This is a genomic window from Aureimonas sp. AU20, from assembly GCF_001442755.1.
Taxonomy (GTDB): Bacteria; Pseudomonadota; Alphaproteobacteria; order Rhizobiales; family Rhizobiaceae; genus Aureimonas.
Map to the genome: position 1 here is coordinate 3,003,920 of NZ_CP006367.1, position 20,510 is coordinate 3,024,429.

Genomic DNA, 20,510 nt, shown 5'->3' on the forward strand with positions numbered 1-20,510 from the left:
GTCCGCGGCTGACGCGTGACTGACCCAAAGGGTAGATTTATGAAGACCTTCTCGCAGAAGTCCGAGACGGTGGTGAAGAAGTGGATCGTCATCGACGCCGAAGGGCTCGTTGTCGGCCGTCTCGCCTCTCTCGTGGCGCTTCGCCTTCGCGGCAAGCACAAGCCCACTTTCACCCCGCATGTCGATGATGGCGACAACGTCATCATCGTCAACGCGGACAAGGTCGTGTTCACGGGCAAGAAGTACCAGGACAAGACCTACTACTGGCACACCGGCTATGCCGGCGGCATCAAGGAGCGCAAGGCGCGCGACATTCTCGAGGGCCGCTTCCCGGAGCGCGTCGTCGAGAAGGCCGTCGAGCGTATGCTGCCCCGCGGCCCGCTCGGCCGTCGCCAGTTGAAGAACCTGCGCGTTTATGCCGGTGCGGCGCATCCGCATGAAGCCCAGATGCCTGAGGCGTTCGACGTCAAGGCGCTGAACTCCAAGAACTCGAGGGCTGCATAATGGCCGACCTGACCTCGCTGCAGGGCCTCGCCGCCTCCGGCGCCACGGAAGTGGCCGCTCCGGTCCATGTCCAGAAGCTCGACGCCCACGGCCGCGCCTACGCGACCGGCAAGCGTAAGGACGCGGTCGCCCGCGTCTGGGTGAAGCCCGGCTCCGGCAAGATCGTCGTCAACAACAAGGACTTCGCGGACTACTTCGCCCGCCCCGTCCTGCAGATGGTGCTCCAGCAGCCGATCGTCGCGGCTTCGCGCGATGGCCAGTTCGACATCGTCGTCACGGTTGCCGGCGGTGGTCTGTCCGGTCAGGCCGGCGCGGTGCGTCACGGCATCTCGCGCGCCCTCACCTACTACGAGCCGGGCCTTCGCGCCGTGCTCAAGAAGGGCGGCTTCCTGACCCGCGACTCGCGTACCGTCGAGCGTAAGAAGTACGGCAAGGCCAAGGCCCGCCGCTCCTTCCAGTTCTCGAAGCGTTAATCGTCTTACCGCTTCACGATCGAACGAATGGGAAAGGGCTTCGGGAAACCGAAGCCCTTTTCGTTTGTCTAACGCTGGGCAATCGAGCGACTTCAAGCTGTCGCCGACTTGTTCTATCTCTGCGCCACACGTCGAAGCAGGAATTTCATGGCCAGCCAGTCGATCGACAACGCCTTCACCGCCCCCGCCACGCTCGGGGCCGCGAGCGATCCGACCTATGCGGGCGCCCTGTCCTTCATGCGGCGGCGCTTTTCCAAGGACGTGTCGGGCTCGGACGTCACCGTCTGGGGCATCCCCTTTGATTCCGCCGTTTCGAACCGGCCGGGCGCGCGCTTCGGGCCACAGGCGTTGCGGCGCGCCTCGGCGATCTTCGACAACGACCCGCAATATCCCTTCCATGCTGACTTCTTCGAGACGCTTTCGGTCGTCGATTATGGCGACTGCCTGCTCGACTATCGGCTGCCGGAGCGGGCGCATCTCGCCATGCGCGAGCAGGCCTCGGCGCTCTTGGAGAAGACCGGCTTCCTGCTGACGCTGGGGGGCGACCATTCCATCACCTTCCCGCTTCTGCAGGCTCATGCCGCCCGGCACGGCAAGCTCAGCCTCGTGCATTTCGACGCGCATCAGGACACCTGGCCGCTGGCCACCGACACCCATGGCCGGCCGCGTGTGGACCACGGCTCCTTCGTCTCGGCCGCTCTGCGTGAGGGGTTGATCGATCCCGACAGCTCGATCCAGATCGGCATCCGCACCCATGCGCCGGAAACCGGCGGGGTGGAAATCCTGTTCGGCCATGAGGTCGAGGACCTCACCTCCGCCGAGATCGCCAAGCGGATCTACGAGCGCACCGGCGGCACCAATTGCTATCTCAGCTTCGACATCGATTGCCTCGACGTCGCCTTCGCGCCCGGCACGGGCACGCCGGTCGCGGGCGGACCGTCCAGCGCCAAGATGCTCGCGGTTCTCCATCACCTGAAGAACCTTCAGCTCGTCGGCGCCGACGTGGTGGAAGTCTCACCGCCCTACGACCACGCCGACATCACCGCCGTCGCGGGCGCGACCGTCGCCATGTATCTTCTCGGCATTCTCGCCGACAAGAAAGCCGCTGTCGCGCGCTGACCGGCGCGCCGATTCGTCCTTCGCTTCCAACATTCAACAGGTCCAGACGCTCATGAAACCGCGCATCTTCATCGACGGCGAACACGGCACCACGGGTCTCCAGATCCGCGCCCGCATGGCGGATCGCAGCGACGTGGAACTCCTGTCGATCCCGGAAGCGGAGCGGCGCAACGCCTCGCTGCGCGAGGAACTTTTGAAGGCCGCCGACATCGCTATCCTCTGCCTGCCGGACGATGCCGCGCGGGAGGCTGTGGCCTTTCTCGGTCCGGACGCCTCGACCCGGGTGATCGACACCTCGACGGCGCACCGGGTCGATCCGAACTGGGCCTATGGTTTTGCCGAACTCGCCAAGGGCCAGGGCGAGGCCATCGCCAAGGCGCGGCTGGTCGCCAATCCCGGCTGCTACCCCACGGGCGCCATCGCCCTGCTGCGCCCCTTGCGGGACGCGGGGCTCCTGCCCGAGGGCCAGCCGGCGACGGTCAATGCCGTGTCGGGCTATACCGGCGGCGGCAAGCAGATGATCGCGCAGATGGAAGACGCCGCGCGCGAGGATCACATCGCCTCGCCGCATTTCCTCTACGGGCTCGACCTCGCCCACAAGCACCTGCCCGAGATGCGCGTCTTTGGCCGGCTCGATCGCGACCCGATCTTCGCCCCCTCGGTCGGCCGCTTCGCGCAGGGCATGATCGTGCAGGTTCCCATCCATGCCGATGCGCTGAACGGCGCCAGCGCCGAGCGGCTGCGCGAAGCGCTGGCCGACCATTATGCCGGCCAGTCGATCGTGGAAGTCGCGAGTGCGGAGGAAACGGCTGGTCTCAAGCGTCTCGACCCGACGGAACTCGCCGGAACCGACGGCATGAAGCTCTTCGTCTTCGGCTCGAAGGACGGCTCGCGCTTCAATCTGGTCGCCCTGCTCGACAATCTCGGCAAGGGCGCATCAGGCGCGGCGGTTCAGAACATGGACCTGATGCTGCGGGGCTGACCCGTCAGGCGAGGGCTGGAAGGGGGTACGCCCCCTTCAGCTCCCGCGCATGGAACACGGCACTGCCGAGCACGAGGAGCGCGCCGGCCTGATGCAGCAGCGCCCAGCCGATCGGCACCTGCAGCAGCAGCGTGGTGATTCCGAGCGCAGCCTGCAGCGTCACCATGCCCGCCAGATGCGTCGCCATTTTGGCATGGCGCGAGCCGGGCGAAAGCCGCCGCGCGGCAATCGCGTGAAGCACGGCGACGGTGAACAATAGATAGGCGCCGCAGCGATGCGTGAACTGCACCGTCATCACGTTCTCGAAGAAATTGCGCCAAGCGGGTGTCATCGCTAGGAGATTGGCCGGCACGATCTGCCCGTCCATCATCGGCCAGGTGTTGAAGCTCATGCCCGCATCGAGGCCGGCCACCAATCCGCCGAGATAGATCTGGAGAAGCGCGAGCCCGACGAGCAGGGCGCCGACCTTGGCCGAATGGCCCGTCGGCGGCGGCGCGATGCGGCGCGGCGACAGACCCTTGGCTATCCAGAGCGTCGCCGAAAAGATGATGCAGGCCATGGTGAGGTGGACGGCAAGCCGATACTGGCTGACCTCCGTGCGCTCCACGAGGCCCGAGGCCACCATCCACCAGCCGATGGCGCCCTGCAGGCCGCCCAGCGCCAGAAGACCGACGAGACGGGGCTTCAGCCAGGGCTCGACGCGGCCCGCGATCCAGAAGAAGGCCAGCGGCAGTGCGAAGGCGAAGCCGACGCTGCGCGCGAGAAATCGGTGCGCCCATTCCCACCAGAAGATGGTCTGGAACTCCGACAGGCTCATGCCCTTGTTGAGGATCTGATATTGCGGGATCTGGCGGTAGAGGTCGAACTCCTCCTGCCATTCCGCCTGCGACAAGGGCGGGATCATGCCGTGGATCGGCTTCCATTCGGTGATGGACAGGCCGGATTCGGTGAGGCGCGTTGCGCCGCCGACCACGACCAGCGCCAGGATCATGGCCGCCACACAATAAAGCCAAAGCCGGATCGCGCGGCGCGATCGCACCCGGCGGTCGTGCTCGCGGGACAGGGCTTGGAGGGGGGCCTGCGTCGATACGCTCATGTCAGTCTTGAAGCGCTTGGTGAAGAAGCCGCTTCATCCCCTTGTTTTCGGCCGATCGGCTCGGCAATCTGGCCTGAGAGCAAGGCTGGTTCGCGCGATCTCGGGCCGTTGGGGCGGAGGTTTGGTCCCAAGCGCCCCACTTGGCAAGAGCCATCGCGTCGCGGCATGGTCACGCTTTGGCGCGCCCGGGGCGCGAACGGCAGGGAGGGTCGTCATGCCCATCAGACTGAAGAAGCTCGTCGGCACGCTGCTTCTGGTCGTCTTCGTCGCCGTCTATGCCGTGCTCGCGACGGCCTATGCCACGCTTTATCTCTCGGCGTCAGCGACTTACGTGCATCTGCTCTACTTCTTCGCGACCGGCATTTTGTGGATCGTCCCGGCCATGTTCGTGATCCGCTGGATGGAAGGCGGCCGGGCGCAGCGGAACGGCTAGTTCGGCCGCTGGTCGCGAACCAGAATCATGTCGGCGAAGCCCTTGGCTTTGAGCTGGCTGGTCGCCGCTTCGATTTCCCGCTCCGAGCACCCCTCCACCCAGACGAGAAGCGCCGCTTCGGGGTCGAGAATGGCGCCCAGGAACGGCGCGTCGATGCGGCCGCAGTCGATCACCAGCGTCTCGTAGCTGCGCTCCATGAAGTCGAGCGCATGGCGTCGCTCGCTCCAGAGGCCGGGGCGGCTTTCGTCGTCCAGCCGATGGCCGCTGGCGACGATCTCGGCACCGGTCGCAAAGTCGCGCCGGGCGATCTCGGCAAAATTGGCGTCGCCCCGCGCGAGGTCGAACAGGCCTCGCGTGTCGGCCGGCAGGCCCATAGCGCGCGCGCCATCCTGCGCTTCGGAAAGATCGACCACCAGGACAGAGCGGCCGCGAAGCGCCAGACGCCGCCCGATATCGACGCCGAGCGTGCGCGTGTCGGCGCTTGCGGCCGAGACCACCACCGCGCGCGCGACCGCGCTGAACTTCAGCGCTTCGATCACGTCATCCACCATCGCGACGTCGGGATGGCCGGGTATCTCGGGTGCGGGCACTGGCTCCAGCGGAAGGCCGACCGACCCAGTCGCATCCTTCCCCTTCATCCGCCGCAACGGCATCGCCAGCGCGACGAAAAAGGCCGAGCCGAGAAATCCGACGACGCCGCCGGCAAGGGCAGCGGGCCAGAGCGACAGGGAGCGCGTCGTGAGCGGCAGAACCTTCTGGCGAATGGCCGGCGCCCCTGCCGAGGCGGGCTCGGGCGGAGGCTGGAAGGCCGGCGTTGCCAGGGCGGAGAGAACCTCAGCCTCGTCTCGCAGGCGCGCGAGATCGGCGCGGGCCGAAACCAGCGCACTAAAAAGGTCGGCTCGCTCCCGAGCGCGCTCGGCGGCCGTCTGTTGCGGGGTCGTGGGCTGCGCGACTGGCGCAGGCTTTTGTTCCGTTAACAGGCGCAGGGCCGCCGCGTTGGCGTCGCGCTGCGCCTCCAGCTGCGTTAGGAGCGTGTCGTGCCGCGTGGCGATCTCGCTATCGAGCTGTTGCAGACGCAGGCGGACGATGCGAACCCGGGGATGATCCGCGTTCAAGCTCGCGGCCAGTTCCTCGGCTCGGGGGCGAAGGCCGCGACGCTCGCGCATCAGAGCGCGCCAAGCGTCCCATCCACCCCAGCTTCCCGGCATGTCCTTCTGTTCGTCATCGCCCTCGACGGCGGCGATGGCGGCGTCCAATTCCGCGCGCCGGCTTTCGAGCGCCGCCTTCTGGCTGGGGTCCAGCAGCACGGGCGGGCTCGCACTGACGACCGGCTCCGCGGAAGGCGCAGGCCTGGCGTCGAAATCGGCGAGCTGCCGCTCCGCGTCAGTCACGCGCGCCTCGGCCCGCGCCAAGCGCCCGTCTATGTCGGCGTCCGCGACGGGAGGGGCTGGGGGCGGGCTCGCGGGCTCGACCTGTCGCGCCGGCTTGGGAGCTCGCGCCAGAAGCTGATCGGCGATGAATTGAACGCGGACCCGCGCCTGATCCGCGCTCGGTGCCTCCGCCCAGACCACACTCTTCGTTCCCGACAGGACCTGAATGCCGGTTCGCCGGCTCGCCGCCCCTTCCAGCGGCCCACGCGGCTGACCGACGAGGTCGAGAAGCGATCGCGACCCGTCCGCGCCGCGCTCCAACGTCAGGCCGGGTCCCGTGTCGAGACCGGGCTCGCGATCGGCGATCACCTGGATCTCGGCGGCCGTCCAGCTCGGCAGCGGCCCTCCCTCGGCGCTCATTTCGATACGCGCCCGGTGCACGGGGGGAACGAGCGACACTGCGAACGAGGCCGCCGCGCCGGAGAGCAAGGTCGCCGACGCGACGATGGCAAGCCGCCGTCCGATGGGCATCGGCCGCTTGTCTTCGCTCTGCGCTGGCATGACCCATTCCGGAGACATGGCTCGTTCTTCTTCTCAAGACTCGGCGCCCGAGGGCGCACCTGTTTCCTGCGGTTACGAGGGAAGGATACGGGGTTGGGCCGGCAGCACAAGGCACGGGCACATTTACGAGTGTTTAACCCTAATTCGAGATTGTGGGCGACAGAGTTCGGCCTGCTTCAGGCAATGGAAACATCTTGCGGAGTGGGAACGAATGCGCGCCGGGTTTGTGACACTCGCTTTGGTCGGTGCGGTCCTGTCCGGCTGCGTCACGGCCGCCCCGCCCGCGCCCGCCTTCCATGCCATGCTGAACCAGCCCTACAAGCTGGATGCGGGCGACCGGCTGCGCGTCACCGTGTTCGAGCAGGACAATCTCTCCGGCACCTATGCCGTGGACAAGTCGGGCTATCTCTCCCTGCCGCTGGTCGGCGCCGTTCCGGCGCGCGGCAAGACGACCCAGGAGATCGAGGCTGCGGTAACGGCCGCGTTGCGCAACGGCTATCTGCGCTCGCCCGACGTGTCCGTGCAGGTCGAGCAGTATCGCCCCTTCTTCATCATGGGCGAAGTCTCGAGCGGCGGCCAGTATTCCTACGTTCCCGGCATGACGGCGCAGAACGCCATCGCCATCGCCGGCGGCTTTTCCTCGCGCGCAGACCAGCGCACGGTGGACATTACGCGCCAAGTCAACGGACAGGTCATCACCGGCCGCGTCCTGATCTCCGACCCGGTTCTTCCCGGCGACACGATCTCGGTTCGCGAGCGCCTGTTCTGATCCGCGCCTGTTTCAATCGAAACCGAACTGCTCAGTCTCCTTTAGCCTTTTCCTGCTAACCCTTGGAATTAAGCGTTCGGGGCTGGCTGTCGAGATGAAAAGCAAGAAGCGGAAGGCCAATCTCTTCGAGCGCGAAACGGTTCGCGTCTACCGGCTCGCGGACGCGCCTGCGGGCGTCGCCGGCCAGACGGCCGAACTCCCGGTCAATGCCCGCCGCATGGCGCAGATGCTGGAGCGGCGCGGTCTGTCGCCGGGCCTCGCATGCGGGCTGGTGCGCCTGTTCGAGATCGCGGTGCTGGTGATCGGCGGCATCCTTTGCCTGCGCGTTGGGTCGGCCGGCTGGCTCCCTCTCGCGCTGTTCAGCACGCTTCTGGCGCTGGTGACGGTCGTCACCGTCAACATCCTGAACGGCTACGATTCGCTTCTTCTGCGCTCCCGCCGCGCGCAGTTCCCGCGTCTGGCCGGCGCCTTCGCCTTCGCCACGTTCGTGGCGATCTGCGCGGCCGAACTGGCGGACCGGCTGGACCGGCCATTTCTGGAAAGTCTGGCGCTTTGGGGCGCGAGCGGTTTCGCGATCCTCGGCGTGACGCGCGTCTGCCTTGGCGCGCGAATGCGCCTTTGGGTGCGCAACGGCTTCATGGAGCGGCGGGCGGTCGTGGTCGGCGGCGGCGGAGCGGCGGAGGCCTTCATCCGCCGGCTCGAAACCAATCCCGACAACGACGTGCGCATCTGCGGCATTTTCGACGATCGCAACGACGATCGCTCACCCGCCATCGTGGCCGGCTATCCCAAGCTCGGCTCGGTCTCGCAGTTGACGGAGTTCGCGCGCAAGGCGCGGATCGACATGCTGATCGTGACGCTGCCGGTCAGCGCGCAGGCGCGTCTTCTCACCATCATGCGCGAGCTTTGGGTTTTGCCGCTGGACATCCGCGTGGCAGCCTCCTCGCCGGACCTGCGCTTTCGCGCCCGGTCGCATTCCTTCCTCGGCGACATTCCGCTTCTCAACGCCTTCGACCGGCCGCTCGCGGAATGGGACATGGTGTCGAAGCGCTGCCTCGACCTCGTGGTCGGCCTCTTCGCCCTGGTGGCCCTGAGCCCCCTGATGGTGGCGACCGCCATCGCCATCAAGCTCGACAGCACCGGCCCGGTCTTCTTTCGTCAGAAGCGCCATGGCTTCAACAACCAGATCATCAATGTCTGGAAGTTCCGTTCGCTGCGGCACGAGATGTCCGACCCCACCGCGCGCCGGATCGTCACCCACAACGACCCTCGCGTCACCCGCGTCGGCCGCTTCATCCGCCGCAGCTCGATCGACGAACTGCCGCAGCTCTTCAATGTCCTGACGGGCGAGTTGTCGCTGGTCGGCCCTCGCCCCCACGCCGTGCACGCCCGCTCCAGCTTCGACCAGAACTTCACGGAAATCGTGGACGGGTATTTCGGGCGACACAAGGTCAAGCCGGGAATCACCGGCTGGGCGCAGGTCAATGGCTGGCGAGGCGAGATCGACGAAGGCGACAAGCTGCAGAAACGCTTCGAATACGATCTCTACTATATCGAGAACTGGTCGCTGCTTTTGGACCTTCGCATTCTCGCCTTGACGCCGATCAGCCTCTTTCGAAGCAGCGGCGCCTACTGAGACGAAGGCCGGCGCCCGAACTTAGGCGCCGGCAAAGCGGAGTCAGACCGCCGCGACGACGATGATCTCGACGAGATACTCGGGCGCCGCCAGCTTGGATTCACCGGTCGCGCGCGCGGGCGTGTTGTCCGGGTCGACCCAGGCGTCCCACACCGCGTTCATCGCGCCGAAATCCTTCATGTCGGCGAGCCAGATCGTCGCCTGAAGGAGCTTCGACTTGTCGGTGCCGGCCTCGGCCAGCAGGCGATCGATCTCGGACAGGACCGTCTTGGTCTGCGCCGTCACGTCCTCGCCGGGATTGCCGACCTGACCCGCCAGATAGACCGTGTTGCCGTGAACCACCGCACCGCTCATGCGACGGCCGGGCTGGATGCGACGAATGCTCATGCGTAATCCTTCCGAGTTCGGCTTGCTGCCGAGCGCGTTCTAAAGGCGAACGCATCGGGGCAGCAAGCCTTGTCGGCCTTGAGAAAGAAAGGTGTCGTGATGAAAATGACGGGCGAATCGGTCCGTCTTAGCGTGTGGCAAGCCCAGCCGCGCGCACGCCTTGCGCACGTTGCGAGCGCCAACGCGGCGAACTCGACGGGTGCTCGTAGAGATCGGCAAGCCGATCGACCATGGCCTGTTCCATGGCTTCGTTTTCGGTGATCAGACCCGCTTCGAGAGCGGTGACGATATCAGACGCGGTCATGAAAGTCCCCATTTCAGCAGGATCGCGAATCACCCGAACCGTCCGATTCGGCCTTCGTTCCGCTAATCCCTAAAAATTTATGGTGATCTCTTTGGGTGCCCAAACGATCGGGAGGGAGAACGGAGGGAAGGAGCCTCAGGAGGTCCGAGCTGTGGAGAAGAACCGGAGGTCCCCGCCCGCGCACTGGCGAAGGCTTCGCGCTGCTCCAATTTGCACCGGGAGATCAAACCTGCCCGGCCTCGCAATGGTCCGGATCGCTCGACCAGGAGACATTCGATGCGCCTTCCTCTTTTCGCAGCCGCCCTGCTGCTGGCTTCGTCGCTTGCGTCCGGCGCCGTGGCGGCCCCCGTGGTCGTGTCCAGCAAGATCGACACGGAGGGCGGCGTGCTCGGCAACATGATCATGCTCGCCCTGCAGCATGGCGGGATTGAGACGACCGACCGCATCCAGCTTGGCGGCACGCCGGTGGTGCGCAAGGCGATCACGGCGGGCGAGATCGACATCTATCCCGAATATACCGGCAACGCGGCCTTCTTCTTCAACCGTGCCGAAGACCCGCTCTGGAAGGACGCGGCCAAAGCCTACGAGGAAGCCAAGAAGCTCGATCTCGACGCCAACAAGATCGTGTGGCTGACGCCCTCGCCGGCCAACAACACCTGGGGCATCGCGCTGCGCGGCGACGTGGCGGACGCGGACAAGCTCGCGACGCTCAGCCAGTTCGGCCAATGGGTGGCCGGCGGCGGCGCGGTGAAGCTCGCGGCGTCCGCCGAGTTCGTGAACTCGGCCTCCGCCCTGCCTTCGTTCCAGACGACCTATGGCTTCACGCTAAAGCCGGACCAACTCCTCACCCTGTCGGGCGGCGACACGGCGGCGACGATCGCGGCCGCGGCGCAGAACACCAACGGCGTCAACGCCGCCATGGTCTACGGCACCGACGGCGGCATCTCGGCGGCGGGTCTCAAGGTGCTGGAAGACGACAAGGGCGTGCAGCCCGTCTACCAGCCCGCGCCGATCGTGCGCCAGGCAGTGCTGGAGGCCAATCCGAAGATCGCCGACGTTCTGAAGCCGATCTTCGAGAGCCTCGACCTCGTGACGCTGCAGGAGCTGAACGGGCGCGTGCAGCTGGGCGGCGAGCCGGCCCGCGCAGTGGCGCAGGACTATCTTCAGACCAAGGGTTTCCTGAAGTAGGCTTGGCCGAGCTTTGGAAGCAAGAAAGGCCCGGGCGCGTCATGCGGCCGGGCCTTCGATTCGTGCATGATGGAGGATGAATCCTACTGCTTCGTCTCGCTCTTGCGGGCCTGCGCTTCGCAGACCTCGACATGCTTGCGAAGCGCCTCGGTCGACAGGATCGACGCGATGGAGCGGATGTTGCGACCCTGCATCTGCGGAAGGTTCTGCACCTCCTGCAAACGGAGAAGAAGCTCGGCTCGGCTCATGGCTCTCCCCTTTTCCCTCTGGTTGGAACGGCCGTCACCAACCGGACCGCGAAGGCCCGGCTGGCGTCAGTGGGCCGTCAGGAGTCCCGCTTGCTGCGGGAGTTCGATATCGACCTCGAGGGTCGACATCTGATCTCGCTTGTCCATCTTGACCTTCACCTTGTCCCGATTGATCGGAACGTGGCGGGCGATCACGGCCAGGATCTCCTCGCGAAGCACGGCGACGAGGTCGGACTGGCCGATCTCGGCCCGCTCGTGCGCGAGCAGGATCTGAAGGCGCTCCCGCGCGGCGGGGGCGGTGGTGCGCTGTTTCTGAAAGAAGCTGAAAAGGCTCATGCAGCCCTCCGGCTGAAGAACTTGCCGAGGAGACCGCGCTTGTCCGACGGCACGTTCATGGGGACGGTCTGACCCATGAGCCGCTTCGCGGCGTCGGCATAGGCCCGGGCCGGGGCGCTCGAGGCGTCCGACAGCGTGACGGGCGTGCCGAGATTGGAGGCGCGAAGCACTTCCGGGCTTTCCGGCACGATGCCGAGCAGCGGGATCGACAGGATTTCGAGAACGTCGTCGACCTTGAGCATGTCGCCGCGCTCGGCGCGAATGGGGTCGTAACGGGTCAGAAGCAGGTGCTTCTCGATGCGCCCGCCATTTTCGGCGCGCAGCGTCTTGGAGTCGAGAAGGCCGATGATACGATCGGAATCGCGCACCGAGGAGACTTCCGGATTGGTGACGACGACGGCGAGATCGGCATGGCGCATGGCGAGCGTCGCGCCGCGCTCGATACCGGCCGGGCTGTCGCAGATCACCCAGTCGAACTGCGCGCGGAGCTGGTCCATGACGCGGTCGACGCCGTCCTGGGTCAGGTTGTCCTTGTCGCGGGTCTGCGAGGCCGGCAGCAGGCAGAGCGTGTCGACCCGCTTGTCGCGGATCAGCGCCTGGTTCAGGTTCGCGTCGCCCTGCACCACGTTGATGAGGTCGTAGACGACGCGCCGCTCGGCGCCCATCACGAGGTCGAGATTGCGCAGGCCGACGTCAAAATCGACCACGACGACCTTCTGGCCGCTCTGTGCGAGCGCTGCGCCCAACGCGGCGGTCGAGGTGGTCTTTCCGACGCCCCCTTTGCCCGATGTCACCACCATAACCTCAGCCATGTCAGGCCTTTCCTCGTTGTTTCGTTTCGTGCGGCCGTCGGACACTGCCGACCGCCGGGCTCAGTTCGAAAGCAGGACGGTCTTGAGAACCGTGTCGTCGAGCCAGATGTGAACGGGCTGGCCCAGAGTCTTGGGGTCGAGATCCTCGGCGGTCTTGTAGAGACCGTCGATGGCGATGAGTTCGGCTTCGAGCTTGCGGCAGAAGATGCGGGCGTTGGCATTGCCCGCCGAGCCGGCCAGCGCGCGCCCCCGCAGCGCGCCGTAGACATGGATCGAGCCGCCGGCGATGACCTCGGACCCGGACGCGACATGCCCGAGCACGGTGACGTCGCCCTCTGGGAAGATGATCGACTGGCCGGACCGGACCGGCGTCTCGATCAGCAGCGAAGGCGTGACGGGCGGCGGCACGAGGCGCGCTCCGGCGGGCGCGGCCTGAGGCGCGCTGCCGGGCTTGGTCGGCGCCGCGCTCGTCTCGTCCGGCATCTCGATATCGGCGGCGTTGCGGCCGCCCCGCATTTCGGGCGGCATTCCGGGTCCGAGAATGGAAGGCAGCGCGCCTTCGATGCCCATGACGCGGACATTGCGCTTGTTCAATTCGCTGAGGAGCTCGGCCAGCTGCTCGCGGGTGATCGGCAGGCCGGCCACGTCGAGGACGATGGGTCGGCCGAGAAAGAAGCCCGTGGAGCGGCGGGCCAGATCGTCCAGCTGCGCCAGCCAGTCGCGGAACGGCAGCTCGGGCGACAGGACCAGCGCCAGGAAGGATCGGCCGCGGAGGCGGACCGCTTTGCGGTTCGGTAGGACTTCGGTCATCTTCATTAACGCTTTGTTGCTGGTGGAGTTAAACCCCTCAGCCTTAACTGAGGGTTAACTCTCGGCCGAAGAGAGGCGGACGGAGGGAACAAACGGCACGATGGCCACCTTGGCGGAACCCCACGCCTCGCCGCCGGAAACAAAAAAGGCATCCCCTTCAGAGGGATGCCTCCGATGTCTCGCGTAGGGTCGCAGCGGGAGCCGCGCGCCGATCAGTCGCGGAAGATCACCGTCTTGTCCTTGTTGGGGATCACGCGGTTCTCCAGATGCCAGGCGATCGCCCGCGACAGGACGCGTCGCTCGATGTCGCGGCCCTTGCGCACCAGGTCGTCCGGCGAGTCCTGGTGCGATATGCGCTCCACGTCCTGCTCGATGATCGGCCCCTCGTCGAGATCGGCCGTCACGTAATGCGCCGTCGCGCCGATCAGCTTCACGCCGCGCCGATGCGCCTGGTGATAGGGCTTGGCGCCTTTGAAGCCGGGCAGGAACGAATGGTGGATGTTGATGCACTTGCCCGAAAGCCGCGCGGACAGCTCGTCCGACAGGATCTGCATGTAGCGGGCAAGCACCACGAGATCGGCGTCGGTCTCCTCTACGATGCGGACGATCTCGGCCTCCTGCTCGCGCTTGGTCTCGCGCGTGACCGGCAGGTAGTGAAACGGGATGCCGTCGAAATCGTGATGCGCATAGGTCTCGCGCGGATAGTTGGCGACGATGCCGACGATGTCCATGCGAAGCTCGTCGATGCGCCAGCGGTAGAGAAGATCGGCGAGACAATGGTCGAAGCGCGACACGAGGATCAGCACCTTCTGCCGATCTTCGGCCCCCGAAATGCGCCATTCCATGCCGAAACGCTCGGCGATGGCGCCGAAGGCGCCGGTCAGGCTCTCGATCCGCACCACGGATTCCACCATGGCGAAGCGCACGCGCATGAAGAAACGGCCGGTTTCGGGATCGTCGAACTGATGCGCCTCGCGAATATCCGCGCCATTGTCGAAGAGATGGCGCGACACGGCGGCGACGATGCCCGGGCGGTTCGGGCAGGACAGGGTCAGGATATGGTCGGGGCTGGGCACGAAGGCACTCCGGCGAAGACGGGAAACTGACCCTCCCCTAACCGATCGCGCCGCAGCATGAAAGAAAGCCGGCGGCGCGACGGGCAGGTCAGCGTGTCGCGATCGGGATCAGATCGACCCTGCTTCCACCATGTAGTTGTTGGCCGTGCACATGGCCGAGTCGTCGGACGCAAGGAACAGAACCATGCGGGCGAGATAGACCGGGTCGATCGGCACGGGCAGGCACTGGCGCTTGAGATGCGCGTTCAGCGCCTCTTCGGTTACCCAGAGCGTCTTCTGGCGCTCGGTCATGATCCAGCCCGGCACCACGGTGTTGACGCGAATGCGGTGCGGCCCGAGGTCGCGCGCGAAGGATCGCGTCATACCGTGCACGGCAGCCTTGGAGGTCGTGTAGACCGGCATTCCACCGCCCGCTTCCCACCAGGAATTGGAGCCGAAATTGATGATCGATCCGCCCCCAGCGGCGATCATGCCGGGCGCGACGGCCTGGATGGCGAAGAACAGGTGGCGCAGATTGGTGGCGATCCGCTCGTCGTAATAGTCGGGCGTTACGTCCTCCCAGCCGTGCCGATCGTCCCGCGCGGCGTTGTTGACGAGAACCGTGGCGGGGCCGAGCCGGGCATCGAGCTTGGCGAAGGCGGCGCGCAGGGCCTCGATGTCGCGCAGGTCGCAGGGCTCGAAGGCGACCTCGTGCCCCTCGCCCGTTATGGTCTCCGCGAGCTTGGCGCCGCCCGCCGCGTCGATGTCCACGAAGCCGACGCGCGAGCCCTGGTCCGCGAAGGCGCGCACCATGTCGGCGCCGATGCCGGACGCGCCGCCCGTGACGAGCACCGTGCGTCCGCTAAGGCTGGGATAGATGGCAAAGGACATGGTGTTCTCCCAAAGGCGGACCGGTGCCCGGCCGCTCGAAACCTGGGGCTTGGCCTCTGCGCTCCGGCCGGTCAAGTCTTCCAATTAAGCAAAGACCCCGCGATCGCGGTTCAAGCGCCAGACCGAAAGGTTGAGCGCCCCGGCGACGCAGACCCAGGCGAGGTAGGGCACGAGCAGTAGCGCGGCCGCTTGGCTGTGCGGCCAAAAAGCGAGGATGTTGGCCGCGATGGCCAGCGCCAGCAGCGTGATGTCGAGAAAGGCGAGATCGGGCCGCTTGCGCCCGAAGAAGAGCATCGACCAAAGAAAGTTCAGCACCATCTGCACGACGAACAGGCCGAAGGGGATGAGCACGAACCCCGCCTTTCGCCAGACAAGCCAGCCGCTCACCGCGATCAGAAGATAGAGCACGCTCCAGACGATGGGAAAGGCGCGGTTGGGCGGCGTCCAGGACGGCTTGACGAGCGTCCGATACCAAGTGCCCGGCCGGAACACGATGCCGCTCGCCGCGATCAGCGCGGAGAAGAGAACGAAGCCGACAAGGATCAGGATCGATGTTGTCATGAGAAGGCCTCCTCAGGCGAAGCCCGCGACCCGCAGGCCGAGCAAGGCGAGCGACAGGACCGCCAGTCCCATCTGATAGGGCCGCAACCCGGCGAAACTGCTCGGCACCTCGCCAGAACGCGCGGCCAGCGGGTCCAGAACGGCGAGCGAGAGATAGGCAAGGATCAGAACGACCGTCGCAGCCCCGAACCATTGCGCGCCCGTCAGGAGGATCGAGCCAAATCCTGCCAGAAACAACCAGAGCATCATGGCGAGCTGCGAAATCGTGGCGCCATCCGGCATGCGGAAGCTGACGCCGCGCCGGACGCCCGACAGGAACGTGACGATCGCGCCGGCCCAGATCAGCGTCAACGGCAGCACGGCGTCCGACCGCGCCGGCCAGACATAGAGCGACACCGCGCCGGCCGCGATCGGGACGATCGCGGCATAGGCGAAGAGGATGTCGATCAAGGGCGAACGGGTCGGTTCGCGGACGGGAATGGTGATCGTGTCAGGCGCGCGCTGGCTCATGCTGTGGCGAGCTAGGGGCGGCGTTCTTCGATTCCACTGCCGCCCCGGCTTTTCCACGCCATCCTCGCAGCGGCCCTTTCGGCCACGCCCGGATCGGGTTAGAGCGGGCGCATCGTCTCGAACACGGTCCCCGACTTGCCGAAGCTGCTTTTCGTCGTCACCGAAGACTGGTTCTTCGCCTCCCACTTCCTGCCCATGGCGCGCGTCGGGGTCGAGATGGGCTGGGAGGTCGTGGTGGTCGCCCGCGTGCGCGAACATGCGGGGGCGATCGAGGCGGTTGGCGCGCGGGTCGTGCCGCTGGAGGCCGAGCGGCGCAGCGTCAATCCGCTGCAGGCCCTGGCCACCGCCCGAAAGCTGGCCGCGATCCTGAAGCGCGAACGGCCCGATCTCGTCCACTGCATTTCGCTGAAGCCAATTCTCGTCGGCGGCCTTGCCGGCCGCATGGCCGGCATCCGCGCCCAGGTCTTCGCGCTGACGGGCCTCGGCTTTCTCGGCGCGCGGCAGGACGGCGCCGGGCGCCTCGCGCGCCGGGTCCTGCGCCTCGCGGTTCGCGGCGTGCTGGAGACGAAGGGCACGCATTATCTCTTCGAGAACCGCGACGACCCCCGGCTTCTCGGGCTGAGCCTCGACGATCGACGGGTCACGATCGTCAACGGCGCCGGCATCGACCCCGATCGCTATCCCGCCACATCCCTGCCCGGCGGCGCGACGCTGAAACTCGCGCTGGTCGCACGGCTTCTCTGGTCCAAGGGCGTGGACATGGCGGTGGAAGCGGTTCGCCTCGCCCGCGCCCGAGGCTGCGATGTCGCGCTCGATCTTTATGGCGCGCCCGATCCGTCCAATCCCAAGGCCGTTCCGCTAGAGACCTTGCGGGAGTGGACGGCAGGCGATGGCGTCCGCTGGCTCGGCGCGACGCGGGACGTCGCCTCGGTCTGGCGCGAGCACGATCTCGCCATTCTGCCCTCGCGCGGCGGCGAAGGCCTGCCGCGCACGCTTCTGGAATCCTCGGCCTGCGGGCGCGCCGCGCTGACCACGGACGTTCCCGGCTGCCGCGATCTCGTGCGCGACGGGGTGGACGGCTACGTCCTGCCGGTCGGCGACACCGAGGGTTTCGCGCGGCGCATCGAAGCTTTGGCGAGCGACCGCGCTCTGCTGCAATCCATGGGGAATAGCGCTGCCGCCCGCGTGCGAGGCTCCTATACCGAGCGCCACGTCATGGAGACGATTGCCGCTCTCTACCGCCGCCTCGTCGCCAGTTGAGCCGAGTGGGCGGGGAAAATCGCGTTCTTTTGACATCACGCGCGGGTCGCCCGGACGCATCAAACGTGATGCAGCGGCGCCACGCCCCGCTTGGAATTTTTGGCGCAATTCATTAGCGCTTTGCGCACCCGGAGGCGCCGGTCGCCCCCGGTTCGAAAAAAGGACGACATGATGACCCAAGCGATTCCGTTCATCGATCTGGCGACGCAGCGCGATCTCATCCGCGAGGGGATCGAGGCGCGTCTCGGCCGGATCATGGATCAGGGATCGTTCATCCAGGGGCCGGAGGTCGCCGAGTTCGAGGCCGGGCTGTCGGCCTTCAGCGGCATGGCGGAGACCGTCTCCTGCTCCTCCGGCACCGACGCGCTTCTGATGCCGCTCATGGCCTGGAACATCGGGCCCGGCGACGCCGTCTTCGTTCCCAGCTTCACCTTCGCGGCGACGGCCGAAGTGGTGGGCCTCGCCGGAGCGACCGCCGTCTTCGTCGAGGTTCTGCCCGACACGTTCAACATCGACCCCGAGCACCTCCGCCGCACCGTCGCCGCCATCGCCCGCGCCGGCGAGTTGCGCCCGCGCGCCATCATCGCGGTGGATCTCTTCGGCCAGATCGCGGACTACGCACCGATCCGCGCGGTGGCCGACGAGTTCGGCCTGAAGCTCATCTCGGACGCGGCGCAGGGCTTCGGCTCGACACGCGGCGGGCATCTGGCCGGCCATTGGGCCGACGTGGTGGCGACCAGCTTCTACCCGGCCAAGCCGCTCGGCTGCTATGGCGACGGCGGCGCGATTCAGACCGACGACGCCGAGCTTGCCGCGATCCTGCGCTCGATCCGCGTCCATGGCGGGGGCAGCGACAAATACGACAATGTTCGGCTCGGCCTCACCGCGCGGCTGGATTCCTTCCAGGCCGCCGTTCTCAACGAGAAGCTGGCGCTCTTCCCCGGCGAGATCGAGGCGCGCATGCGCATCGCCGCCCGCTATGGCGAGCATCTGGCCGGCGTCGCGCCGCAGACGATCGCGGGCGATGTCGTCTCGACCTGGGCGCAATATACGATCCGCGTCCCCGGCGGGCGGCGCGATGCGTTCATGGCCGAGATGAAGGACCGCGGCGTTCCGACCGTGATCTATTACGGCAAGGCCCTGCACCAGCAGACGGCCTATCGTCACTTCCCGGTCGGCGGCAACGGGCTGCCCGTGACCGAGGCGCTTTGCGGCGAGGTCGTGAGCCTGCCCATGCATGCCTATCTCGACGAGACGGTGCAGGATCGCATCGTCGAGGCGGTGGCAGACTCGCTGCGCGCGGTCGGCCTGCCCGCCGCCTAAACGCGAAAAGCGGGCAAGGCGCACCCGGCGCCCTGCCCCTCACCCGGCCTTGGGGCCGCGCTCGCGTCTCATGATCAGGCGGAAGCCGACTCGTGCGACGGCGAAGAGCGGGCGCGGCAGGTGGTGATAGAGATGATGCGCCACCAGCATCAGGCGCGGATGCCGGCGCCAGAGTTCCGGCACCGGGAGAATGAACGGGTTCTCCAGCGGCCGCAGTTCCGAGCGGGCCAGCGCTCGCAGGTCTTCCAGCGACGCGCCTTCGCGCGCTGCCCGGCGCAGCGCCGGAACGGCCTCGGCGGCCGTCGCGACGGTTCCCCGCCGCTCCGCCAGAAGCGCGAAAAGCCGCTCCAGCGCGTGGGCCGTGGTGCCGTCGAGCTGGCCCTTTTCGCGCTCGAACAGGGTTTCCAGTTTGGGCTCGGCCAGCGCTTCCAGCGCACTACGTCGAAACCAGAACATGGAACTGGCGGCGAAATGATCGGCCTCCAGCGCCTCCAGATCGAGCGGCAGTCGCAGCGCGCCGGCAACGCGCCTCAGCGCCTTGGCGTTGAGGCCGATCCGGCTTTCCAGAGGCAGCATGTGGTTGGCCGGGGCGACGAGGCCGAGCCTCGGCTCTTCCTCCATCAGGGCGAGCACGTCCGGCCCGGTCTCCGCTTCGTCGCGGCGAAGCAGGGTGCCGGTGAGGTGCTTGCGCCAGGCTTCGCCATCGCTGCGGTGCTTGGAGCGCTTGGTGTGGAGCTTCAGCCCGACCGAAAAGCTCGGGCCGACCTCGCGCAGCGCCCGCAGGAACGGCAGGACGTCCCGCCCCCGGTTTTCCACGTCGATGCGCCGCTGGCGCACGAGATGCGGGCTCTGCACCGTAACCAGTTCCAGCGCCGGGTTCGGGCAGGTCACCACGACCTCGAAGGGCCGATCGAAGCTTTCGGCGATCTCCAGCGCCATCTCCGCCCAGACATCGGCGTAGAAGGCATGGACGAAGATGACGGGAACGTCCGGCTTCAAGGCGCTTCGTTCGCGGCGAGCGCCGCCATGCAGCGGGTCACGCCGTCCGTCCAGACCGGCAGGGAATGGCCGAAGGCGGCGCGGAAGCGCGCGGTGTCGAGCCGCGAATTGGCGGGTCGGCGCGCCGGCGTCGGATAGTCCGCCGTGGTGATGGGCTCGACGCGAACCGTCTTGCCGCCCGAGGCGGCCAGGCGCTCGAACACGGCCTCGGCAAAGCCCGCCCAGGTCGTCTCGCCCTCGGCCACCATGTGGAACGTACCGCGTGCCTCCGGTGCGCCGGACACGAGCTTGCGGGCCACCGCCACGATGCCTCCCGCGATATCAGGCGCGTAGGTCGGCGTTCCCCGCTGATCGCCCACCACACGCAGTTCGTCCCGCGTCTGCGACAGGCGCAGCATGGTCTTCAGGAAGTTCGCGCCATAGGGACCGTAGACCCAAGCCGTGCGCAGGATGGCATGGTTCGGGTTCGCCTCCGCCACGAGCCGCTCGCCTTCCAGCTTGGAGCGGCCATAAACGCCCTGCGGCCCGGTCGGGTCGGTCTCGACGTAAGGCGCGCTCTTGTCGCCGGCGAAGACATAGTCGGTCGAGATGTGGATCACGGGAAGGCCGGCGGCCGCCGCAGCAGCGGCGGCGTTTCCCGCCCCTTCGGCGTTGACGGCGAAGGCCGCCGCTTCCTCGCTCTCGGCCTTGTCCACCGCCGTATAGGCGGCGGCGTTCACCACCGCGTCCGGCCGGTGTTCGGCGATCGCGAGATCGAGCGAGGCGCGGTCTGTGATGTCCAGCGCCGGGCGCCCGAGCGCCACGAGCTCAAGGTCGCCGCCCGACAGAGTCAGAAGCGCCTGCGCGACCTGACCGTCGCGCCCCGTCACGAGAAGCCGCATCC

Annotated in this window: 24 protein-coding genes; 10 read left to right on the forward strand and 14 right to left on the reverse strand. The window is 66.9% G+C overall.

What is annotated here, in order from left to right:
* Positions 1-39: 39 nt before the first annotated feature.
* The 4 genes from rplM to argC all read left to right on the forward strand — a co-directional run bounded on the left by rplM (position 40) and on the right by argC (position 3,078).
* A complete protein-coding gene (rplM, locus tag M673_RS13550; protein WP_061976532.1) occupies positions 40-504 on the forward strand; it encodes a 50S ribosomal protein L13 in 465 nt (154 codons plus the stop codon).
* Positions 504-977 (forward strand): 30S ribosomal protein S9, encoded by a 474-nt coding sequence (rpsI, locus tag M673_RS13555; protein WP_061976533.1) that lies wholly within the window; start codon positions 504-506, stop codon positions 975-977. The genes rplM and rpsI overlap by 1 nt, the downstream gene beginning before the upstream one ends.
* Positions 978-1,124: 147 nt before the next feature.
* A complete protein-coding gene (speB, locus tag M673_RS13560) occupies positions 1,125-2,096 on the forward strand; it encodes an agmatinase (RefSeq protein WP_061976534.1) in 972 nt (323 codons plus the stop codon).
* Between the two features lie 52 nt (positions 2,097-2,148).
* Positions 2,149-3,078, forward strand: a complete 930-nt coding sequence (gene argC / locus M673_RS13565) for an N-acetyl-gamma-glutamyl-phosphate reductase (RefSeq protein ID WP_061976535.1) — start codon at positions 2,149-2,151, stop codon at positions 3,076-3,078.
* A 4-nt stretch (positions 3,079-3,082) separates the two neighbouring features.
* On the opposite strand, the gene M673_RS13570 is transcribed toward argC, so the two are convergent.
* Complete coding sequence (locus M673_RS13570; RefSeq protein WP_061976536.1) at positions 3,083-4,174, reverse strand: COX15/CtaA family protein; 1,092 nt, start codon at positions 4,172-4,174, stop codon at positions 3,083-3,085.
* 214 nt (positions 4,175-4,388) lie between these two features.
* On the opposite strand from M673_RS13570, the gene M673_RS13575 reads away from it, so the two are divergent.
* Entirely contained in the window at positions 4,389-4,607 is a 219-nt protein-coding gene (locus tag M673_RS13575; protein WP_061976537.1) for a DUF2842 domain-containing protein, read from the forward strand.
* On the opposite strand, the gene M673_RS13580 is transcribed toward M673_RS13575, so the two are convergent.
* Positions 4,604-6,556 carry a hypothetical protein gene (locus M673_RS13580; RefSeq protein WP_061976538.1) on the reverse strand — a complete coding sequence of 651 codons (1,953 nt, stop codon included), beginning with the start codon at positions 6,554-6,556 and terminating at the stop codon, positions 4,604-4,606. The two genes, M673_RS13575 and M673_RS13580, sit on opposite strands and share 4 nt — an antisense overlap.
* Positions 6,557-6,749: 193 nt before the next feature.
* Between M673_RS13580 and M673_RS13585 the strand changes: the two genes are divergently transcribed.
* Positions 6,750-7,307: a polysaccharide biosynthesis/export family protein gene (locus tag M673_RS13585; RefSeq protein WP_061976539.1), complete on the forward strand. Its 558-nt coding sequence runs from the start codon at positions 6,750-6,752 to the stop codon at positions 7,305-7,307.
* Positions 7,308-7,401: 94 nt separating this feature from the next.
* Positions 7,402-8,943 (forward strand): undecaprenyl-phosphate glucose phosphotransferase, encoded by a 1,542-nt coding sequence (locus M673_RS13590; RefSeq protein WP_061976540.1) that lies wholly within the window; start codon positions 7,402-7,404, stop codon positions 8,941-8,943.
* Positions 8,944-8,985: 42 nt separating this feature from the next.
* On the opposite strand, the gene M673_RS13595 is transcribed toward M673_RS13590, so the two are convergent.
* Entirely contained in the window at positions 8,986-9,330 is a 345-nt protein-coding gene (locus tag M673_RS13595; RefSeq protein WP_061976541.1) for a RidA family protein, read from the reverse strand.
* Positions 9,331-9,457: 127 nt separating this feature from the next.
* Positions 9,458-9,634 (reverse strand): hypothetical protein, encoded by a 177-nt coding sequence (locus M673_RS24645; RefSeq protein ID WP_156421134.1) that lies wholly within the window; start codon positions 9,632-9,634, stop codon positions 9,458-9,460.
* 276 nt (positions 9,635-9,910) lie between these two features.
* On the opposite strand from M673_RS24645, the gene osmF reads away from it, so the two are divergent.
* On the forward strand, positions 9,911-10,822 hold the full coding sequence (gene osmF, locus M673_RS13600) for a glycine betaine ABC transporter substrate-binding protein OsmF (protein WP_061976542.1): 912 nt from the start codon (positions 9,911-9,913) through the stop codon (positions 10,820-10,822).
* Positions 10,823-10,905: 83 nt separating this feature from the next.
* Here osmF and M673_RS24650 read toward each other — a convergent pair whose 3' ends face one another.
* From M673_RS24650 to M673_RS13635, 8 genes are all read right to left on the reverse strand, one after another.
* Complete coding sequence (locus tag M673_RS24650; RefSeq protein WP_187301267.1) at positions 10,906-11,070, reverse strand: hypothetical protein; 165 nt, start codon at positions 11,068-11,070, stop codon at positions 10,906-10,908.
* Between the two features lie 66 nt (positions 11,071-11,136).
* Positions 11,137-11,406, reverse strand: coding sequence for a cell division topological specificity factor MinE (gene minE, locus M673_RS13605; RefSeq protein ID WP_061976543.1), 270 nt, complete (start codon positions 11,404-11,406; stop codon positions 11,137-11,139).
* Positions 11,403-12,218 carry a septum site-determining protein MinD gene (minD, locus tag M673_RS13610; protein ID WP_061976544.1) on the reverse strand — a complete coding sequence of 272 codons (816 nt, stop codon included), beginning with the start codon at positions 12,216-12,218 and terminating at the stop codon, positions 11,403-11,405. The genes minE and minD overlap by 4 nt, the downstream gene beginning before the upstream one ends.
* A 60-nt stretch (positions 12,219-12,278) precedes the next feature.
* The gene (minC, locus tag M673_RS13615) at positions 12,279-13,028 is read right to left on the reverse strand and encodes a septum site-determining protein MinC (RefSeq protein ID WP_061977849.1); all 750 of its coding nucleotides are present in this window, start codon (positions 13,026-13,028) and stop codon (positions 12,279-12,281) included.
* Positions 13,029-13,240: 212 nt separating this feature from the next.
* Positions 13,241-14,104, reverse strand: a complete 864-nt coding sequence (gene purU, locus M673_RS13620; protein WP_061976545.1) for a formyltetrahydrofolate deformylase — start codon at positions 14,102-14,104, stop codon at positions 13,241-13,243.
* Positions 14,105-14,212: 108 nt separating this feature from the next.
* Complete coding sequence (locus M673_RS13625; RefSeq protein WP_061976546.1) at positions 14,213-14,974, reverse strand: SDR family NAD(P)-dependent oxidoreductase; 762 nt, start codon at positions 14,972-14,974, stop codon at positions 14,213-14,215.
* Between the two features lie 84 nt (positions 14,975-15,058).
* Positions 15,059-15,535 (reverse strand): TspO/MBR family protein, encoded by a 477-nt coding sequence (locus M673_RS13630; RefSeq protein WP_061976547.1) that lies wholly within the window; start codon positions 15,533-15,535, stop codon positions 15,059-15,061.
* 12 nt (positions 15,536-15,547) lie between these two features.
* The gene (locus M673_RS13635) at positions 15,548-16,045 is read right to left on the reverse strand and encodes a DUF3429 domain-containing protein (protein WP_061976548.1); all 498 of its coding nucleotides are present in this window, start codon (positions 16,043-16,045) and stop codon (positions 15,548-15,550) included.
* Between the two features lie 135 nt (positions 16,046-16,180).
* On the opposite strand from M673_RS13635, the gene M673_RS13640 reads away from it, so the two are divergent.
* Both M673_RS13640 and M673_RS13645 read left to right on the forward strand, forming a co-directional pair.
* Complete coding sequence (locus M673_RS13640; protein WP_148640072.1) at positions 16,181-17,305, forward strand: glycosyltransferase family 4 protein; 1,125 nt, start codon at positions 16,181-16,183, stop codon at positions 17,303-17,305.
* A gap of 171 nt (positions 17,306-17,476) precedes the next feature.
* Positions 17,477-18,628 (forward strand): DegT/DnrJ/EryC1/StrS family aminotransferase, encoded by a 1,152-nt coding sequence (locus tag M673_RS13645; RefSeq protein ID WP_061977850.1) that lies wholly within the window; start codon positions 17,477-17,479, stop codon positions 18,626-18,628.
* Between the two features lie 39 nt (positions 18,629-18,667).
* Here M673_RS13645 and M673_RS13650 read toward each other — a convergent pair whose 3' ends face one another.
* Positions 18,668-19,627: a rhamnan synthesis F family protein gene (locus tag M673_RS13650; RefSeq protein WP_061976550.1), complete on the reverse strand. Its 960-nt coding sequence runs from the start codon at positions 19,625-19,627 to the stop codon at positions 18,668-18,670.
* Positions 19,624-20,508 (reverse strand): dTDP-4-dehydrorhamnose reductase, encoded by an 885-nt coding sequence (gene rfbD / locus M673_RS13655; RefSeq protein WP_061976551.1) that lies wholly within the window; start codon positions 20,506-20,508, stop codon positions 19,624-19,626. The genes M673_RS13650 and rfbD overlap by 4 nt, the downstream gene beginning before the upstream one ends.
* Positions 20,509-20,510: the final 2 nt, after the last annotated feature.

What these genes read in the sequence shown, in the direction of transcription:
- rplM (WP_061976532.1), top strand. Translation starts at nt 40, where the DNA reads ATGAAGACCTTCTCGCAGAAGTCCGAGACGGTGGTGAAGAAGTGGATC.
- rpsI (WP_061976533.1), top strand. Translation starts at nt 504, where the DNA reads ATGGCCGACCTGACCTCGCTGCAGGGCCTCGCCGCCTCCGGCGCCACG.
- speB (WP_061976534.1), top strand. Translation starts at nt 1,125, where the DNA reads ATGGCCAGCCAGTCGATCGACAACGCCTTCACCGCCCCCGCCACGCTC.
- argC (WP_061976535.1), top strand. Translation starts at nt 2,149, where the DNA reads ATGAAACCGCGCATCTTCATCGACGGCGAACACGGCACCACGGGTCTC.
- M673_RS13570 (WP_061976536.1), bottom strand. Translation starts at nt 4,174, where the DNA reads ATGAGCGTATCGACGCAGGCCCCCCTCCAAGCCCTGTCCCGCGAGCAC.
- M673_RS13575 (WP_061976537.1), top strand. Translation starts at nt 4,389, where the DNA reads ATGCCCATCAGACTGAAGAAGCTCGTCGGCACGCTGCTTCTGGTCGTC.
- M673_RS13580 (WP_061976538.1), bottom strand. Translation starts at nt 6,556, where the DNA reads ATGTCTCCGGAATGGGTCATGCCAGCGCAGAGCGAAGACAAGCGGCCG.
- M673_RS13585 (WP_061976539.1), top strand. Translation starts at nt 6,750, where the DNA reads ATGCGCGCCGGGTTTGTGACACTCGCTTTGGTCGGTGCGGTCCTGTCC.
- M673_RS13590 (WP_061976540.1), top strand. Translation starts at nt 7,402, where the DNA reads ATGAAAAGCAAGAAGCGGAAGGCCAATCTCTTCGAGCGCGAAACGGTT.
- M673_RS13595 (WP_061976541.1), bottom strand. Translation starts at nt 9,330, where the DNA reads ATGAGCATTCGTCGCATCCAGCCCGGCCGTCGCATGAGCGGTGCGGTG.
- M673_RS24645 (WP_156421134.1), bottom strand. Translation starts at nt 9,634, where the DNA reads ATGACCGCGTCTGATATCGTCACCGCTCTCGAAGCGGGTCTGATCACC.
- osmF (WP_061976542.1), top strand. Translation starts at nt 9,911, where the DNA reads ATGCGCCTTCCTCTTTTCGCAGCCGCCCTGCTGCTGGCTTCGTCGCTT.
- M673_RS24650 (WP_187301267.1), bottom strand. Translation starts at nt 11,070, where the DNA reads ATGAGCCGAGCCGAGCTTCTTCTCCGTTTGCAGGAGGTGCAGAACCTT.
- minE (WP_061976543.1), bottom strand. Translation starts at nt 11,406, where the DNA reads ATGAGCCTTTTCAGCTTCTTTCAGAAACAGCGCACCACCGCCCCCGCC.
- minD (WP_061976544.1), bottom strand. Translation starts at nt 12,218, where the DNA reads ATGGCTGAGGTTATGGTGGTGACATCGGGCAAAGGGGGCGTCGGAAAG.
- minC (WP_061977849.1), bottom strand. Translation starts at nt 13,028, where the DNA reads ATGACCGAAGTCCTACCGAACCGCAAAGCGGTCCGCCTCCGCGGCCGA.
- M673_RS13625 (WP_061976546.1), bottom strand. Translation starts at nt 14,974, where the DNA reads ATGTCCTTTGCCATCTATCCCAGCCTTAGCGGACGCACGGTGCTCGTC.
- M673_RS13630 (WP_061976547.1), bottom strand. Translation starts at nt 15,535, where the DNA reads ATGACAACATCGATCCTGATCCTTGTCGGCTTCGTTCTCTTCTCCGCG.
- M673_RS13635 (WP_061976548.1), bottom strand. Translation starts at nt 16,045, where the DNA reads ATGAGCCAGCGCGCGCCTGACACGATCACCATTCCCGTCCGCGAACCG.
- M673_RS13645 (WP_061977850.1), top strand. Translation starts at nt 17,477, where the DNA reads ATGACCCAAGCGATTCCGTTCATCGATCTGGCGACGCAGCGCGATCTC.
- rfbD (WP_061976551.1), bottom strand. Translation starts at nt 20,508, where the DNA reads ATGCGGCTTCTCGTGACGGGGCGCGACGGTCAGGTCGCGCAGGCGCTT.